Source organism: Bacillus sp. BK450 (assembly GCF_004364885.1).
Lineage (GTDB): Bacteria > Bacillota > Bacilli > Bacillales > Bacillaceae > Bacillus > Bacillus safensis.
On record NZ_SOBQ01000008.1, the window covers coordinates 1 to 17,404 of the forward strand.

The 17,404-nt window shown below is 42.1% G+C and carries 17 protein-coding genes and 1 pseudogene; all 18 read right to left on the bottom strand.

All coding sequences use genetic code 11. From position 1 onward, the window contains the following. Positions 1–318: 318 nt before the first annotated feature. Positions 319–1,818: a lysine--tRNA ligase gene (gene lysS / locus EV579_RS18020; protein WP_024427180.1), complete on the bottom strand. Its 1,500-nt coding sequence runs from the start codon at positions 1,816–1,818 to the stop codon at positions 319–321. Positions 1,819–1,908: 90 nt separating this feature from the next. Beyond that, positions 1,909–2,910, bottom strand: a complete 1,002-nt coding sequence (dusB, locus tag EV579_RS18025; protein ID WP_024425662.1) for a tRNA dihydrouridine synthase DusB — start codon at positions 2,908–2,910, stop codon at positions 1,909–1,911. Continuing rightward, on the bottom strand, positions 2,903–3,136 hold the full coding sequence (locus EV579_RS18030) for a helix-turn-helix domain-containing protein (RefSeq protein WP_133744982.1): 234 nt from the start codon (positions 3,134–3,136) through the stop codon (positions 2,903–2,905). The genes dusB and EV579_RS18030 overlap by 8 nt, the downstream gene beginning before the upstream one ends. After that, positions 3,088–3,591: a 2-amino-4-hydroxy-6-hydroxymethyldihydropteridine diphosphokinase gene (folK, locus tag EV579_RS18035; RefSeq protein ID WP_024425660.1), complete on the bottom strand. Its 504-nt coding sequence runs from the start codon at positions 3,589–3,591 to the stop codon at positions 3,088–3,090. The genes EV579_RS18030 and folK overlap by 49 nt, the downstream gene beginning before the upstream one ends. Beyond that, positions 3,588–3,950 carry a dihydroneopterin aldolase gene (folB, locus tag EV579_RS18040; protein ID WP_080780838.1) on the bottom strand — a complete coding sequence of 121 codons (363 nt, stop codon included), beginning with the start codon at positions 3,948–3,950 and terminating at the stop codon, positions 3,588–3,590. Before folB ends, folK begins: the two co-directional genes overlap by 4 nt. After that, positions 3,943–4,800, bottom strand: a complete 858-nt coding sequence (folP, locus tag EV579_RS18045; protein WP_133744983.1) for a dihydropteroate synthase — start codon at positions 4,798–4,800, stop codon at positions 3,943–3,945. Before folP ends, folB begins: the two co-directional genes overlap by 8 nt. Before the next feature lie 9 nt (positions 4,801–4,809). Beyond that, the gene (gene pabC / locus EV579_RS18050; RefSeq protein WP_073203477.1) at positions 4,810–5,658 is read right to left on the bottom strand and encodes an aminodeoxychorismate lyase; all 849 of its coding nucleotides are present in this window, start codon (positions 5,656–5,658) and stop codon (positions 4,810–4,812) included. Next, positions 5,655–6,248, bottom strand: a complete 594-nt coding sequence (pabA, locus tag EV579_RS18055) for an aminodeoxychorismate/anthranilate synthase component II (RefSeq protein ID WP_024425656.1) — start codon at positions 6,246–6,248, stop codon at positions 5,655–5,657. Before pabA ends, pabC begins: the two co-directional genes overlap by 4 nt. Positions 6,249–6,261: 13 nt before the next feature. Beyond that, a complete protein-coding gene (locus EV579_RS18060) occupies positions 6,262–7,680 on the bottom strand; it encodes an anthranilate synthase component I family protein (protein WP_133744984.1) in 1,419 nt (472 codons plus the stop codon). Positions 7,681–7,804: 124 nt separating this feature from the next. Continuing rightward, positions 7,805–8,728 carry a cysteine synthase A gene (cysK, locus tag EV579_RS18065; RefSeq protein WP_024425655.1) on the bottom strand — a complete coding sequence of 308 codons (924 nt, stop codon included), beginning with the start codon at positions 8,726–8,728 and terminating at the stop codon, positions 7,805–7,807. Between the two features lie 77 nt (positions 8,729–8,805). Beyond that, positions 8,806–9,714: a peptidyl-prolyl cis-trans isomerase gene (locus tag EV579_RS18070; protein ID WP_024425654.1), complete on the bottom strand. Its 909-nt coding sequence runs from the start codon at positions 9,712–9,714 to the stop codon at positions 8,806–8,808. Positions 9,715–9,760: 46 nt separating this feature from the next. Beyond that, positions 9,761–10,636, bottom strand: a complete 876-nt coding sequence (gene hslO, locus EV579_RS18075) for an Hsp33 family molecular chaperone HslO (protein ID WP_133744985.1) — start codon at positions 10,634–10,636, stop codon at positions 9,761–9,763. A gap of 14 nt (positions 10,637–10,650) precedes the next feature. Next, entirely contained in the window at positions 10,651–11,427 is a 777-nt protein-coding gene (locus tag EV579_RS18080; RefSeq protein WP_024427185.1) for a type III pantothenate kinase, read from the bottom strand. Positions 11,428–11,589: 162 nt separating this feature from the next. After that, positions 11,590–13,491 carry an ATP-dependent zinc metalloprotease FtsH gene (gene ftsH / locus EV579_RS18085; protein WP_024427186.1) on the bottom strand — a complete coding sequence of 634 codons (1,902 nt, stop codon included), beginning with the start codon at positions 13,489–13,491 and terminating at the stop codon, positions 11,590–11,592. A 95-nt stretch (positions 13,492–13,586) separates the two neighbouring features. Then, positions 13,587–14,126 carry a hypoxanthine phosphoribosyltransferase gene (hpt, locus tag EV579_RS18090; RefSeq protein ID WP_008357399.1) on the bottom strand — a complete coding sequence of 180 codons (540 nt, stop codon included), beginning with the start codon at positions 14,124–14,126 and terminating at the stop codon, positions 13,587–13,589. Beyond that, a pseudogene (tilS, locus tag EV579_RS18095) lies at positions 14,123–15,545 on the bottom strand (tRNA lysidine(34) synthetase TilS). Before tilS ends, hpt begins: the two are co-directional and overlap by 4 nt. A 96-nt stretch (positions 15,546–15,641) precedes the next feature. Then, a complete protein-coding gene (locus tag EV579_RS18100; protein WP_133744987.1) occupies positions 15,642–16,649 on the bottom strand; it encodes a protein kinase domain-containing protein in 1,008 nt (335 codons plus the stop codon). Then, positions 16,633–17,370 carry a vWA domain-containing protein gene (locus EV579_RS18105; protein WP_133744988.1) on the bottom strand — a complete coding sequence of 246 codons (738 nt, stop codon included), beginning with the start codon at positions 17,368–17,370 and terminating at the stop codon, positions 16,633–16,635. The genes EV579_RS18100 and EV579_RS18105 overlap by 17 nt, the downstream gene beginning before the upstream one ends. Between the last annotated feature and the right edge of the window lie 34 nt (positions 17,371–17,404).

A 17,404-nucleotide genomic window follows, 5' to 3' on the forward strand; every position in this document is an offset into this window, starting at 1 on the left:
TCGCCAGTTTGACTGACTACCTATGAAGTATCATAGGATTTTTTTATAAAAACTCGAATTAACAGGTACGTTTTGTCTTGTTTAGTTTTCAAAGATCATGTTCGTTATCGCTCGTAAGCGACTTTAATATCTTACCATTTTACATCGGTTAAAGTCAAGAACTTTTTTCAATTTCTTTTTTTAACCTCGTTGCTGTTTTGCGGCAACGAATAATAATATACCACCTGGAATCTTTCCTTGCAATAGTTTTTTTAAAAAAAGTTTCATTTTATGAAAAATAAAAAGCGCCATAGATAAAATGGCGCTTTGATTGATGTATTAGCGGTTTCTCATTTGCGGGAAAAGCAGTACATCTCTGATTGATGGAGAATTTGTTAAAAGCATGATTAATCGGTCGATCCCGATTCCTAAACCACCTGTTGGAGGCATGCCGTATTCTAATGCTTCAACAAAATCGTCATCCATTAGATGTGCTTCGTCATTTCCTTCTTCACGTTCTTTTAATTGAGCTTCAAAGCGTTCTCTTTGATCAATTGGATCGTTTAGCTCTGTGAATGCATTTGCATGCTCACGGCGCACGATAAACAGCTCAAAGCGATCTGTGAAGCGAGGATCTTCAGGATTTTTCTTAGCTAATGGAGAAATCTCCACTGGATGTCCGTAAATGAATGTAGGCTGAACCAATGTTTCTTCTACTTTTTGCTCGAAGAACTCATTGATAATATGACCTACTGTCATATTTTTCGTGATTTCAACACCATGATCAGCAGCATGCTGTTTTGCTTCTTCTATAGACATCTCCTGCCAGAAGTCTACACCTGTTGCTTCTTTGACCGCTTCAACCATATGCAGTCTCTTCCATTCAGGTTTGAGATCTATTTCATCTTCTCCATATTGAATGGTTGTTGTTCCCAGCACCTCTTGGGCAATATGGGCAATCAAGTTTTCAGTCAGATTCATGATGTCTTTGTAGTCTGCGTATGCTTCATACAGCTCGATCATAGTGAATTCTGGGTTATGACGAGTCGATACACCTTCATTACGGAATACGCGGCCAATCTCGTATACTTTCTCTAGACCACCGACAATTAGGCGTTTTAAGTGCAGCTCGATCGCAATACGCATATAAAGCGGCATATCAAGTGCATTGTGATGAGTAATGAAAGGACGCGCTGATGCACCACCAGGAATGCTGTGCATTGTTGGTGTTTCAACTTCTAAGTATCCTTTAGAATCTAAGTATCTTCTCATGGATTGAATGATTTTGCTTCGCATAATGAATGTCTGCTTACTTTCTGGATTTACAATGAGGTCAAGGTAGCGCTGACGATAGCGTTGTTCAACATCTTTTAATCCATGATATTTATCAGGAAGCGGGCGAAGTGCTTTTGTCAGAACCTCAAAGCTAGTCGCTTTAATAGAAAGTTCTCCTACATTTGTTTTAAAAACAGTTCCTGTTACACCGATGATATCGCCTAGGTCTGAGCTTTTAAATAATTCGTAAGCTTCTTCCCCTACACTATCTTTACGAACGTAGATTTGAATTTGTCCTTCTAAGTCTTGAATATGCGCAAAGCCAGCTTTACCTTTTCCGCGCTTTGTCATCATACGTCCAGCGATTGTTACTTGAGCCGCTTTTCCTTCTAAGTCTTCTTTAGAAAACTCGTCATATTCAGCGATAATTTGCGCAGATTGATGAGAACGGTCATATCGTTCACCGAATGGATCGATACCCTCTTCTCTCATTTTATTCATTTTGTCACGTCTGACCTGGAATTGGTCATTTAATTCTTCGTTATTAAGCCCTTCATTACTCATTTATATCACTCCAATAATGTATTTTGCAGAGAAAAGCAGAAAAACTGCCAGTACATGCACTAGCAGTGAGCTACAAAAAGAAAGATAATCTTATCCTACTTTTATACTTTGAAGCTCTTTTGCCTCGGCTTCGATCGTAAAGTCATCAAGAACTTGTACAAGCTCCGCTCTCGTTTCACTTTGATTGATTTGATTTCTTACGTCCGCATTGCCTCGGACACCTTTTAAGTACCATGCTGCGTGCTTTCTCATTTCTCTAACAGCCACATGCTCGCCTTTTAGATCGATGAGTCTGTCTAAGTGAAGCTTGCACACTGACATTTTCTCACGCACGTTTGGCTCTTCTTTCAGTTCACCCGTTTCTAAATAATGAACCGTTCGATAAATCATCCACGGGTTTCCTAGTGCAGCTCTTCCGATCATGACAGCGTCCACGCCTGTTTCATCAAGCATACGTTTTGCATCTTGAGGGGTTTTGACATCGCCATTGCCGATGACAGGAATTGAAACAGATTGTTTCACCTCTTTAATAATATCCCAATTCGCTGTTCCTTCGTACATTTGCACGCGTGTCCGTCCGTGAAGCGCAACCGCTTGTCCACCTGCTCGTTCAACAGCACGGGCATTGTCGATAGCAAATATATGGTCTTCGTCCCAGCCCATTCTCATTTTCACAGTAACTGGTTTGTCTACAGCTTCTACGACAGCAGAGACCATTTCATAAATCTTGTTTGGATCAAGGAGCCATTTCGCTCCTGCATCACATTTCGTAATCTTTGGTACAGGACAGCCCATGTTAATATCAATAATATCAGCTGTGGTATTCTGGTCTACGAACTTTGCCGCTTCGACGAGTGTGTCTTTTTCCCCTCCAAATATCTGAAGGCTCAAAGGCTTTTCCCGTTCATCAATGTATAGCATACCCATTGTTCTCGCGTTGTTGATCAGGATCGCTTTGTCACTGACCATTTCAGCGCAGACTAAGCCCGCTCCAAACTCTTTCACCGTCAGTCTGAAGGCAGAGTTGCACACACCCGCCATTGGTGCGAGCACTACTTTGTTTTTAATCTCGATATCTCCGATTTTAAACATTTTTCCCCCTCCTTTCTTCCTCAAGAATTGGCGAAAGTTCTTCCACCGTTATATTTAAAGCATCTGCTATTTGACCAACCAATTGGTTTTTTGGTAATCGATTGCCTCGCTCAATTTCTCCTAAGACAGAGACAGAGATGCCCAGTCTTTTCGCGAACCCTTCCTGAGTATACCCTTTTAGCTTTCGGTATGCACGAATTCTTCTACCCCACATGTCTTTTTCCATATGCTTACACCTTCTTGGTCTGTTACGGCATTTATTTGTACTTCGCCGATTTCTGGGCAAATCTCACTCATCGGGACAAGAACGAATAAACGTTCGTACATTCTAGGATGCGGTACTACAAGTTGTTCTGTTTCAATATTTTCACGATTATAAAGTAAAATGTCAAGGTCAGCCGTTCGTGGTCCCCATCTCACTTCTCTTGTTCTGCCTAACTCCTGCTCGATTTTCTGAGTAAGAGATAGTAGTTCCTCCGGACGAAGTGAAGTGGTAATTTTCACGGCCATGTTTAAAAAGTCATCTTGGTTTTCATATCCTACAGGTGCTGTTTCATATATCGATGAGATTAATTCCACTTGAACCTCTGGATGTTCATGCAGTTTTTTGACGGCTTCTTTTAAATAGGTTTCTTTTTTACCTATGTTTGAGCCTAATGCGATGTATGCTGTATTGTTCATGTGCGCGATCTCGTCATTTCAATTGCAACGGACTGATAGTGTCCTGGAATTGGCGGATCTGGTTTGATCACCTTCACTGTACATTCCTGAACTGTCGGAAAGTCCTTTAACACTTGGTTTGCAATTCTTTCTGTCAGTGTTTCAACGAGATTGACCGGCTTACCTTCTACAATGCTTTTGCAGATTTGGTAAAGCTCTGCATAGTTAATGGTCTCATTGAGGTCATCAGTTTGTCCGGCTTTACTTAAATCAAGTGAAGCTGTTAAGTCCACGCGGAATCGCTGCCCTAATTTATTTTCTTCTGCAAATACACCATGGTACCCGTAAAATTCCATTCCATTTACATATACTTTATCGATGATAAGCGCCTCCCTTATTCAGCATGGCATCCATCATTTTTGCCATTCTTGTTATTTCTTTTACATCATGTACACGGACCATCGCACTGCCCTTTTGAATCCCAAGGCAAACTGTCGCACCTGTTCCTTCAGTACGTTCTTCAGGGGGCAGGTCTAAGACAGCACCAATGAATCGTTTTCGTGATGTAGCTAGCAGCAGTGGATACCCAAGGTGACAAAAATGTTCAAGTTCATTCATGACCTTCAGGTTGTCCTCTTTATTTTTCGCAAATCCTACCCCTGGGTCTAATATGATCATGTCATCACGGACACCCGCTTGCTGGGCAATTTGGACACTTTCTTTCAAATCGGCGATCATATCTGAAATCAGATGTGTGTAGTTTCGTTCTGGCCGATTGTGCATTAAAATGATTGGGACATTGTGCTTCGCTGCCACATGTGCCATTTGGGGATCTGCCTTCGCTCCCCATACATCATTAATGATGGAGGCTCCAGCTTTCACCGCTTCATCTGCGACACGGGCTTTATACGTATCAATAGAGATAGGTACATCTAATTCTTTTGTGATCTTCTCAATGACAGGAATGACCCTCGAAAGCTCCTCTTCTTCCGAGACAAGTGCCGCTCCCGGGCGAGTCGATTCTCCGCCAATATCAATAATATGCGCCCCGTCTTCTATCAGCTGCGCTGCATGAGCCAGCGCTTTATCTACTTGATTAAACTTTCCTCCATCTGAAAAAGAGTCAGGAGTGACATTTAAAATGCCCATGACCAATGTCTTTTCTTCATAACTAAGGGTGTGATGCTTGGCCTGTATGATTTTAGGCTGTTTTATCAATTGTTGTGTCATTGTGTCCACCTACTCTTTATGGTCTTGACGTTCTTTTGTGTATTGCATTCTTAACTTTGTTGAGATGGTCCGGCTGTTTTTGGGCAAGTGGATGTCTCCTATACTCCCGAAAGGTACAACTCCCTGAACAGAATTAGTCATCCATACCTCATCAGCTGAGAGCAAATGTGAGACTGGGTATCGTCCTTCCTTTAGCGAGACCCCCATCGCGTGGAGCGTTTCCATACAGTATCGACGAGTGACCCCATTTAAAATGCCTGTATCAAGTGACGGTGTATAGACCACATCATCTTTCCGCCAAAAAACATTCGAGGTAATACCTTCTGCCACATCATCTTCTTTCGTTAAAAAGATGCCTTCTAACGCCGGGTCGTTCCCCACTTCTCTTTTCGCGAGCAGGTTGTTCATATAGTGATGAGACTTGAGGCGCCTTGGCCCTTCTGGTGTATTTCTTCTTGTTTGAAGAATGACTCCCTTTTTCTCATCCAAAATAGATTCTGGACGGAATGGAGAGATCATGACAAAAACGACAGGCTCTTCATAAGGATCTGCAGAAAACCCATTGCCTCTGCCCGCAGAAACATTCAAGCGAATTCTCGCATGGCCGCCGGCTATTTGGTTTTTATTCAGTAAAGTATGAATGATGTCGAGTACAAATGGTTTCTCTATTGTGGATTCGATGCAAAGGTCACGTAATGATTGATTGAGCCTTTCAAGATGCCAATCTAACAGGAAGACTTGTCCTGCCAGGCTGGTAAATGTTTCGAATACACCGATGCCATATAGAAAACCATGATCAAAAGGAGAAAGAGTCGCGTCTTTCTCCTCTATATACTGACCGTTCAGATAAATGATCATGCGTTTACTTCATGCCCCTTTTTTCGATAGGTTTCAATGAAATTTTTCAGCATTTCTTTTCCGAAGGATGTCATAATCGATTCAGGATGGAATTGCACACTTTCAATCGGCAGTTCTTTATGGCGAATCGCCATGAGCTCGCCTTCTTTTGTGCTGGCTGTTGCGTCAAAGCACTCTGGCAATGTCTCGTTTTTGACAATTAACGAATGATATCTCGTTGCAACGAGCGGATTTTGAAGTCCTGTGAAGACACCTTTTCCGTCATGTTTAATCTCTGACGTTTTACCGTGCATTAAGCGCTCTGCTCGAACGACATCCCCGCCAAAGACTTGTGCGATGGATTGGTGACCTAGACACACACCGAAGATCGGAATACTTCCTGCAAAGTGCTTGATGGCTTCCATACTAATCCCCGCTTCATCAGGACTGCATGGCCCTGGAGAAATCATGAGGAAATCCGGCTTGAGCTCTTCAATTTCTTGAATGGTTACTTGATCATTCCGTTTTACGATCAATTCTTCTCCAAGCTCACCTAAATACTGGACCAGGTTGTACGTAAATGAATCATAATTATCAATCATTAAAATCATACTCTGCTCACCTCTAACTCAAAATAGTCTCTTCTTTGCTCAGCTGTAATGCTTTTTTCACTGCATAGGCTTTTTTAATTGATTCTTTGTATTCGTGTTTTGGGACAGAATCTATGACGATCCCCGCCCCTGACTGCATAAAGGCCTTTCCTTCTGTACAATACGCAGTACGAATGACGATATTAAAGTGCATATCGTGATTGAATCCAAACCAGCCTATAGATCCAGTATAAAGCCCACGTCTTGTTGGCTCAAGTTCTTCTATGATTTCCATCGTCCTTACTTTTGGAGCACCTGTAATCGTTCCACCTGGGAATACAGCTCTCATGACATCTACCGCGTCACATTCATCACGCAGCTCTCCTTGTACATTGGATACAATATGCATCACGTGTGAATATTTCTCAATCGCCATAAATTCGTTCACTTTTACGGATCCATAAGTGGATACGCGTCCAAGGTCATTCCGCTCAAGATCAACGAGCATCACATGCTCTGCGCGTTCTTTTTCATTTTCAATGAGCTCTTTTGCCAGAGCTTGATCCTCAGCGTCGTCTTTGCCTCGTGATCTTGTTCCGGCAATTGGTCTTGTTTCTAGCTGAGTTCCTTTTTTCTTAATTAGCAACTCTGGAGATCCACAAACAATCTGGAAGTCAGGCGTATGCAAGTAAGACATGTAAGGAGATGGATTTACCTGACGTAACGTTTTGTATAAATCATACGGATGAGTGTGAAGCTGTTCATCTTGTCTGATGGATAAGTTCACTTGGAACACATCACCGTTTGCGATATACTGCTTAATTTTCTCTACTGCTTCCCCAAAGGTTTCTTCAGTGAATGGTGCTGCTGGTACAAATTCTGTAGAAGGTTCACTGACAGGTGATTGTGCTGATTCTTCTGAAGAGCTTGTCCATTTTTGCTTCCATTCTTCAAGCCTTTGGTTCGCTTCACTCCCTGATTCCGCTTCCTCTATGTGCGTAATCAGCCACAGCGCGTGCTCTTTATGATCAAAAACTGCAACATCGTTAAATACGAGGAAATAAAGGTCTGGTGTTTGAAGATCATCAATTGACAGCATCTTAAAATGTTCGATGTATCTAGCATAATCGTAGCTTAAAAACCCAATGGCTCCGCCTTGAAAGTCGGGATATTCGTCGTTCGTTTCAGTTCGAAGGGTTTGAAACCAATCCGTAAATGCTCTGAATGGATCACCTTCTTTGAACAGCACCTCATCTTGATAATGGATAGTCGTCATTCCATCTTTCCCCTTCGCTTTTGCGATCGGGTGAATACCAGCGATGCTATAAGAACCGCCGCGCGCACTTTCAAGAAGCACATGATGTGTTTCACGAGCAGTTAATTGTTCGTATCTTTTCAAAAATGCATCTTTCGTAAAAGGAATTTTGATGCCCATCGGCCTGCGTTGTGTCATGTTATCATCCTTTTTCATTTTCATTAACCTTATTGTAATGCAATCCATTTTATTTAGAAAATAGTATTTGCTTTCCATCTTCAGAATTCATAAAAAAACCCCAGCAAATGCTGGGGTGATTGGTTTAATCGAATTGATAAAGAGGTGTACTGAGGTAACGCTCACCATTACTTGGGATGATGGCCAGAACCTTTTTCCCTTTACCAAGCTTCTTCGCTGTTTGAAGCGCTGCGTAAATAGCTGCTCCAGAAGAAATACCGCCAAGGATTCCTTCTTCTTTCGCTGCTTTTCTTGCAAGCTCAAATGCATCTTCGTTTTTCACTTGGATGATGCCGTCATATATTTCTGTGTTCAAGATTGAAGGAACAAAACCTGCTCCAATTCCTTGAATTTTATGCGGACCCGGCTTACCGCCTGACAATACAGGAGAATCTGTCGGCTCTACTGCATAAAGCTGGATGGATGGGATGGCTTCTTTTAGGACTTCACCAGCTCCTGTAATCGTACCGCCCGTACCAACACCTGCAATAAATGCATCAAGCTCGCCGTCAAACTGTTCAAGGATTTCTTTCCCAGTTGTACGACGGTGAATCTCTGCATTGGCTTCGTTGCTAAATTGCTGAGGCATGAAGTAACCATGCTCCTCTGCCAATTCTTCTGCTTTTTTGATGGCACCTTTCATTCCTTCTGCACCTGGTGTTAAGACAAGTTCCGCACCATAAGCGCGTAAAAGGTTGCGACGCTCCTGACTCATTGTGTCCGGCATAACCAAAATCGCATTGATTCCTTTAGCAGCCGCTACCATTGCAAGGCCGATTCCTGTATTTCCGCTTGTTGGTTCAATAAGCGTATCGCCGGCTTTTAATGTACCTTTTGCTTCAGCATCTTCGATCATCGCTAAAGCAATACGATCTTTGACACTGCTGCCCGGGTTCATATATTCAAGTTTCAAGTAGACATCCGCACTGTCTTCATCTACTAAACGGTTTAATTTAACGACTGGTGTATTTCCTATTAGTTCAAAAACTGAATTTGCAATACGAGCCATCACTAACACCTCTATCTCCGAGTAATTTTATTGTATTAATATTAAATTATCAATTTCAAAAAATTTTGTCAATGCTTTTAGTCCTGCTCTCCATCGTAAAACCATGTGACTTTTGCTTCTTTCCACAGGGTTTTGACATTCGCCTTTTCACCTAGATCTTCCATGGCGATCTGCCTTTTAATCTGGTCTTTGACTTCGTCATAGGAGAAAGAGCGGCCATTTAATTTTTCTTTTAACTGAATAATGGCATACCCGTTTTTGGTCTGAATCGGCTCTTTCGTCCATTCATCTGGCTGAAGCTTTTGAGCTTCTTGTATGTATAGGGCTGGGATACTTTCCTGCTCTTCTGTCACAAATCCAAGATCTCCGCCGTATGGTGAGGTGTAACGGTCGATTGAACGTTCAGCTGCCACGGCTTCGAAGCTAGACCCACCTTTTAAATCTTTTAATACATTTTCAGCCTCGCTCTTTGTCTTCACGACGATATGGCGAATGCGGTATGAATCATCATATTGATATAAGTCCTTGTTTTTTTCATAAAACGATTTCGCTTCTTTTTCAGAAACGACGGCATCTCTTGTTAAAAGCTGCTCTAATAAAATTTGATAACGAATCTGTTCTTTCCATTCCTTCTCACTTGTATGTCCATCTTCATAGAAATTATTAGACACCGCTTTGAGCATGAGCAATTCACGATTGATCTCTTTTGAAGACACTTCCAGCTTGTTTTGCTTGGCAAGCTGATTGACCACTTTCTGATTGATCATTTGCTCAAGAGTCGCCTTTCCGTAGCGGTCTTCCATTTTCTTTAGCCATTCTTGACGCGTCACCTTCTCTTTTCCAATCGACGCAATTTCTTCACCACTCTTCCCGTTAGAAGAAGCCTGTGACATTTGTGACTTTGTTAATACATATGCAATGACAACGGCATTAATCATGAGCAACACGAGAATAAATGTCCATACCACTCTTGCTTTTAGTCTCATCTTTCGTCTCCTTTCCATTCTAAAAAGAAAACCCGCTGCTTAGAGCTTAGCGGGTTAATTCTTCACGTAGCTCTTCTAGCTCTTCTTTTGTAAAGACATACGTTTCGTTACAAAAATGGCATTGAGCTTCTGCTTGTCCGTCTTGTTCAATCATATCATCAATTTCGGCTTTCCCTAGGCTGATAATGCCATTTGCAAACCGTTCTTTTGAGCAGTTACAAGAAAATTCGACAGGTACAGTTTCTAAAATTTGAGGCTTTTCACCAAGTACTTCTTCTAATATTTCTTCTGGTGTCATCCCTTTTTCAATGAGTTTAGAGATTGGTTCAATGGTTGACAGGCGCTTTTCTAGTCTTTCAATGACAGCATCTTCTGTACCAGGCAGCAATTGAATGATGAAACCGCCTGCTGCGAGAATCGAATTATCTGGGTTGACAAGGACGCCTACGCCTACAGAGGAAGGCACTTGCTCAGAAGAAACAAGATAATAAGTGAAGTCATCTCCAATTTCACCTGAGACAATTTCTGTTTGTCCTGTAAAGTGGTCCTTCAGCCCGATATCTTTGACAACACTTAATGTTCCATATGTTCCGACTGCACGTCTAACATCCAGCTTGCCATGTTCATTTAAGTCAAAGTGAACTTGTGGGTTTGAGACATATCCTCGTACCTGGCCTTTTGCATTTCCATCAGCAATAATGGCCCCGATTGGTCCACCGCCTTCTATTTTGACAGTTAGCTTATTCTCACCTTTCAGCATAGCACCCATCATGACTGTTGCTGTCATCGTTCTGCCGATGGCTGCTGATGCAGTCGGCCACGTATGATGTCTTCTTTGTGCTTCGTTGATTGTATCTGTTGTGTTTGCAGCATATGCGCGGACTTTTCCGTCATATGCTAACGCTTTAACTAAATAATCCATTTGATTTAAACCTCCTATAATACACCGACACGATTACGTTCATAAATGAGCTGCAGTCCTTTTAATGTAAGGAACGGATCGACAATATCAATACAGTCTGATTCATTTCCAATCAATGTAGACAAACCGCCTGTTGCAATGACTTTCGGTGTTTGTTTGGCTTGCTGCTTCATCCGTTTCACTATTCCCTCGACTTGGCCAACATATCCATAAAGGATGCCGGATTGCATCGCACTGATGGTGTTTTTTCCAACAATGTGATCAGGACGGACAATTTCAATTCTCGGCAGCTTCGCCGCTCTTGTATATAAAGCCTCAGTTGAAATGGTAATACCCGGTGCAATCGCTCCACCCATGTATTGTTTTTGTTCATTGATATAACAGTAGGTTGTTGCTGTTCCAAAGTCTACCACAATTAGAGGTGCCCCATATAGATGAATTGCTGCTACTGCATTGACAATTCGATCTGCCCCGACTTCCTTTGGATTGTCACACATAATGTTTAATCCAGTCTTCATTCCAGGCCCTACAATTTGGGGTGTTATGTGAAAATACTTTTCGCACATTCTTTCAAGTGCGAACATCATTGGCGGGACAACAGAGGAGATGATAATTCCTTCTATTTGGTCAAACATCAGCCCCACATAATCGAATAAGGCCCTAATGGACATACCAAATTCATCTTCTGTTTTATGACGGCTTGTTTCAATTCGCCAATGGTAGTTTAGATCGCCATTATGATAAACACCTAAAACGGTATTTGTATTTCCTACATCTATCACGAGTAACAACTTCATCACCACTTTGAATAGTTTCTCAAAAAGAGCATTTTTCGACTTTCTATCATACCATACACGAATTGAGTTCCATTTGTAAACAATTCGAAACCGATCCATTCATGAATCGAAATAAAAAAAGCTGCCGGTGATCCCGACAGCTTTCACAGAAGGAGATTAGATCTCCTCATCTTCTTTTTTCTTGATGTTTACTTTCACATCATCGTTTTTCTCTTCGTCATCTGCGTATACACGCTCTGGAAGCTTTCCAGTTTCGTAAAGAGATTTAATTTGTTCAGCATCTAATGTTTCAACTTCTAGAAGGGCTTGTGCGATGATTTCTAGCTTATCTTTATTCTCAGTGAGAATTTGTTTCGCACGTTCGTAGCTCTCCTTAATGAAACGCTGAACTTCTTGGTCAATTTCGTAAGCGATCGCTTCACTATAATTCGGTTCATTGTTGAAATCACGTCCAAGGAAGACTTGACCTCCTTGTGATTGACCGAATTGAAGCGGACCAAGTTTATCAGACATACCAAACTCTGTGACCATTCTTCTTGCAATGCCTGTTGCACGCTGGAAGTCGTTGTGAGCGCCTGTACTTACTTCACCAAACGTAATTTCCTCTGCAACACGACCGCCGAGCAAGCCGACAATCTTATCAAGAAGCTCTGGCTTCGTTTGGAAATAACGGTCTTCTCTTGGAAGCATGACCGCATATCCGCCTGCCTGACCACGAGGAACGATCGTTACTTTATGCACCATGTCCGCTTCGTCTAGGATAAGACCAATGACGGTATGACCTGCTTCATGGTAAGCCACGATATTACGTTCTTTCTTCGAAATGACACGGCTTTTCTTCGCCGGCCCAGCGATGACACGGTCAGTCGCTTCGTCAATATCACGCATATCGATTTTCTTTTTGTTATGACGGGCAGCAACAAGTGCTGCTTCGTTTAGTAAATTCTCAAGATCTGCTCCAGAGAACCCTGGTGTTCTGCTTGCAATGGCTTTTAAGTTAACTGACTCGTCAAGCGGTTTGTTTTTCGCATGAACTTTCAGTACTTCTTCACGGCCAATAACATCTGGGCGGTCAACCGTAATTTGACGGTCAAAACGTCCCGGACGCAGCAATGCAGGGTCTAGAATATCTGCACGGTTTGTCGCAGCAATGATAATAATACCTTCGTTGGCACTAAAACCATCCATTTCAACAAGAAGCTGGTTAAGCGTTTGTTCACGCTCGTCATGACCACCGCCAAGACCGGCTCCACGCTGACGACCCACTGCATCAATCTCATCAATAAAGATTAAGCAAGGTGCATTCTTTTTCGCATTTTCGAATAAATCACGTACACGTGATGCACCGACACCGACGAACATCTCGACGAAGTCAGAACCACTGATACTGAAGAAAGGAACGCCTGCTTCTCCTGCAGATGCTCTCGCAAGCAATGTTTTACCTGTACCTGGAGGTCCTACTAGTAAAACCCCTTTAGGGATTCTTGCGCCAAGCTCCGCAAATTTACGTGGGTCCTTCAGGAATTCAACCACTTCTACAAGCTCTTGCTTTTCTTCATCTGCACCGGCAACATCTTTAAATTTCACACGTTTCTTCTCTTCTGTGTAAAGCTTCGCCTTACTCTTACCGAAGTTCATGACTCGGCTTCCGCCGCCCTGAGCTTGGTTCAATAAGAAGAAGAACAGGATAAAGATGATGATAAACGGAATGATGGTTGTCAGAACTTGCAGCCATCCATTTGTTTCAGGTGCTGGTTCTACTTTTACATCTGTATTCTTCAGTGCACTGTAAATTTGGTCAACACCTTGACCATCTGGAACATGGGTAATGAAGTATTGATCTTTCTTCGCGCCATCTAATTGACCACGAATTTCATAAACCCCTCTTACAGGCTGAATGGAGATACTCTCCACTTTTCCCGCACTTAGATTTTGCGAAAATTTGCTGTAAGACATGTTCTCAGGCTTTTGATTTGGGGATCCTAACCAACTGACGACCCCTATCACAAGTAATAAAATAAGTATATAAAAAATCGTATTACGAAAAACCCGATTCATTCCTTACCTCCTCCCACAGTAAGCACAACTATGTTCAATAGTATCATAGAAAATCATTCCAACACAACCAATAACCTCATGTATACGTATGCTGATCAGCCTTCGTAAACAGATGGTTTTAACACTCCAATATACGGGAGGTTTCGGTAACGTTCAGCGAAATCCAATCCATAGCCGACAACAAATGCATCTGGTACTTCAAATCCAACATAATCTGCTTTGATGTCTGCTTTGCGGCCGCTTGGTTTATCAAGCAATGTCACAATTTTAATGGAATTTGCTTTACGGTATCGGAAAAGCTCTACCAGATAGCTCAAAGTTAACCCACTGTCGATGATATCTTCCATAATCAAAATATCTCTTCCTTCAACAGAAGTATCTAGATCCTTAATGATCTTTACTTCTCCAGAAGATACGGTAGACTTTCCGTAGCTAGATACATCCATAAAATCAAGTTCTAAATATGTATCAATGTGTTTGATCAGGTCTGCCATGAATGGAAGAGCCCCTTTCAAAACACCAATAGCCAGGGGAAATTTACCATCATAATCACTGGTTAATGTTGCACCCAGTTCCTTCACTTTTTGCTGGATCTCTTCTTCTGAGATCAAAATCTTTTCAATATCTTGTTTCATGCTTTTGCTTGCCCCCTACAAATTTTCGTGCTGTCTATATTGTAATACAATGAGATCGCTGTTTGTCATATCAATTTCTTCAAAAACGGATTTTTTCAGACCTGGGATCCAGATGATTTGATGATCCGAGTCAGTGACGATCGGCCAGCTGTCTCTTTCTGCAAGAGGCACTTTTTTATCAATAAATATATCCTTCACCTTTTTTGATCCATTCATCCCTTTAAGTTTGATTCGATCACCATTTTTTCGTGAGCGAATGATCAAAGGGAGACGAACATGATCTTTTTGAAGCAAGAAAAAATGGTTTCCGTTCCGTGCATCCTTCGGAACATGATTTGATACGGCGATAGACTGTCCATTTGGGAGAAAAAGCTCTTCTCCGAGCTCAACCTTTAAGTGAAGAGCATAAGACTGGTCTAATACATGCGATCGCTCAAAGGTAAACATACAGTGATCATAAGACTTGACAGCTTGTAAACCTTTTGGCAAATCTAATGATCCAGACGGTTGATCGGTATGAGATAACCAGTCTAAAGTCCCTAGAATATGCTGGTTTGAAAACGCTGATTGAGTGTTTTCATAAAGATAGTTTAATATTAGTTGAATGCCTCTTCTTTGTAAAGGCAAAGGCAGGTCAAGCAAAGGCTTCGTTTTAATCTCAATTTGCTTAGGCGATTGACTCGTTATCACTTGGTTCATTTGTTCCTTTGTTAAAGCCTGCAAGTATTGCTCATCCTCAGTCAGCATGTCACTTACAAACTGAAAGCTTTCATGTACATGAGGTGCCTCTTCTTTTAACACGGGAAGAATGTGTCTTCTTACCCGGTTTCTCAAGTAGTCATCCGTATGATTGCTTTGATCAATGACATAGGGGACATGTTCTTTTTCACAAGCTTTTAGTACGTCGTCCTTAGAGTATCCAATGAGCGGACGAATCAGCCACCCATTTTGAAAAGGACGTTTTGCTTGGATACCTGCGAGTCCTATACCAACAGTCCCTCTCGCAAGTCTCATCAACATTGTTTCTACTTGGTCGTCTCCATGATGTGCAAGCGCTATAAATTGAGCGTTGTATTGCTCCATCAATTGACGAAAGAAAGCATATCTGCACTCCCTTGCAGCTGCCTGTTTGTTTAAGCGGTTTTCTTTTGCATATTGGGTGACCTGTATGCGGGACGATTCAAAAGGGATCTCGTGCTCCTTACAATAAGCCTCAACAAATGCCAAATCAGCAAAGGACTCTTCTCCTCTGAACATGTGATCTACATGGGCTGCAATCAGCTGATAGGAACTTTTGCGACGCTTGTTAAGTTCATGCAGTAAGAGCATGGAATCCGGTCCGCCGGAAACCCCGACAATGACTGTCGTATTTTCAAGGTAAACATCATGTTTTTTCAAAAAAGATTCAATTCTATTCACAACTTCCTCCTCACAAAGAGCAGGTAATTTAAAGATATACATATCCTATCACTTTCAGTAGCTCCAAGCAAAGAAGAAGCCTGCTTTTTTACAGCTCTACAACAGGAACAAAACCACATATGCACAGTAAAGGGCGAGTACACTGCATACGATAAGAATGGTTTCAAAAAGCCCGCCTGATTTTTTACGTACTGACGTTCTTTTTGCTGCTGCAGCCCGCGATCGTGAAGTCACTTGTTGATTTTGATTAACAGCGGGTTTTGGCGCGGGTTTTGGCTGCTGCTTCTTTTGGCGCGATTTTCTTGATGCAATCAACTGTCCTTCTTTCAGCATCGCACTTTTCATGTCTGCTGCTGATTGATATTTACCTTGTAGAGCAGCCTTTAACACCCTTTCATATCGCTTTAATAAAGGATGTCCTTCAATGGCTCGATAAAGCTGCTTTTCTGGTTCTGCTCCTTTTTTGAATTCTTTCTTATACGCACAGTTGACCATCACCATGGTCAGGGCAAATAAATCATAGGTTGGTTCAGCTTTTCGTGTACCGAATCCCCAATAGCCTCGATCAAAAAACTCGGTATACTCTTTAATTGCCCTGCCCGCTTTCGTCGTTCCTCCCACATCAATGCACCGGATTGTGGCAGGGGGACCAGAAACAATAAGATTATCCGGCTTTAAATCACCAAAAATCCATCCTTCCTGATGTAAATGAGCCAAGCTAGATAAAAGCTGAATCATTAAAACCACAATCCACTCATCACCCTTTTGTTTCACAAATTCAAGCAGTAATGGGCCTCTGACATATTCCATCACATAAAAAGAGCGTTTTTGAGGCATACCGGGATAAATTGCATCATCCATATCATAAAAAGAAGGCCCCATGGTTTTCACAGGAGCCTTTGAAAAGGATTTTAATACATTGACTTCAGATGCAATGAGCATACTGTCATCACTCACTTTAAGGGCCGCTTGCCCATGTGGCGATTCGGCCAAATAGACAACACCGTTCGCCCCTTTTCCAAGCTCTTTTACAATACGGTAATGATGGTGGTGCCATTTCCCTTGAATCACCGTGCCTAACGGGATGTTAGAAGCCGAATTCATCATTATGCTCTTCCTTTGCTTCAAGCAGCCCTTTGCGTGAACGAACTAATTTGAAATGCTGAAGTGCTTCCCGAAGCGCTGGTCCCGTTGGGGTGATGCCTCCAGTGGTCAGTTTTGGGAAAATAGATGATAATGAATCGAATCGAGGCGTCCAATTCAACACAATTTCAGCATCTGAGTTTTTCCCGGGAAATACACACATCCCAAACTGATTTTCTCCAATTCTTGAATTTAAACTGATGGAAAGGTCGATAAGTGCCTCTTTGACGGTTGGCAGCTTCGGTTTCATACTTGCACTTGTATCAACAAGCACGAGTACTTGAAGATGAACCGTTTCTCCTAACTCATCGACAACCTCCATTACTTCCCCGCGCTTATCAGGTGGAAGCTCTTCAATTTCAGTGTCTTTGCCGAGTATTTGCTGCAATTCTTTATTCACAACACCTTGCAGGGTTTGTGTCATTGCTTTTTTCGTGACCATTTGTACTGTTTGAGATAACTGCTGGACGTAGACAACTTGATGGATGCCTCCGCCTGCGAGAGCAATCCCCTCTACTTCCTTCATTGCTTCATGATCGTGTCTGTTTTCTTCCATAATGCCAATGACATTGACTGTAATCCCTTGTTCCTTTGCCAATGAGGCAATCGCAAGCGGATCCTCCCCGTGATTTGAGCAGCCATCTGTAATCAATAAGATTTGGTTGACGTGACCTTTTCGCATCTTCATTCCTCCTGGGATTGTAACTGAATGCTTA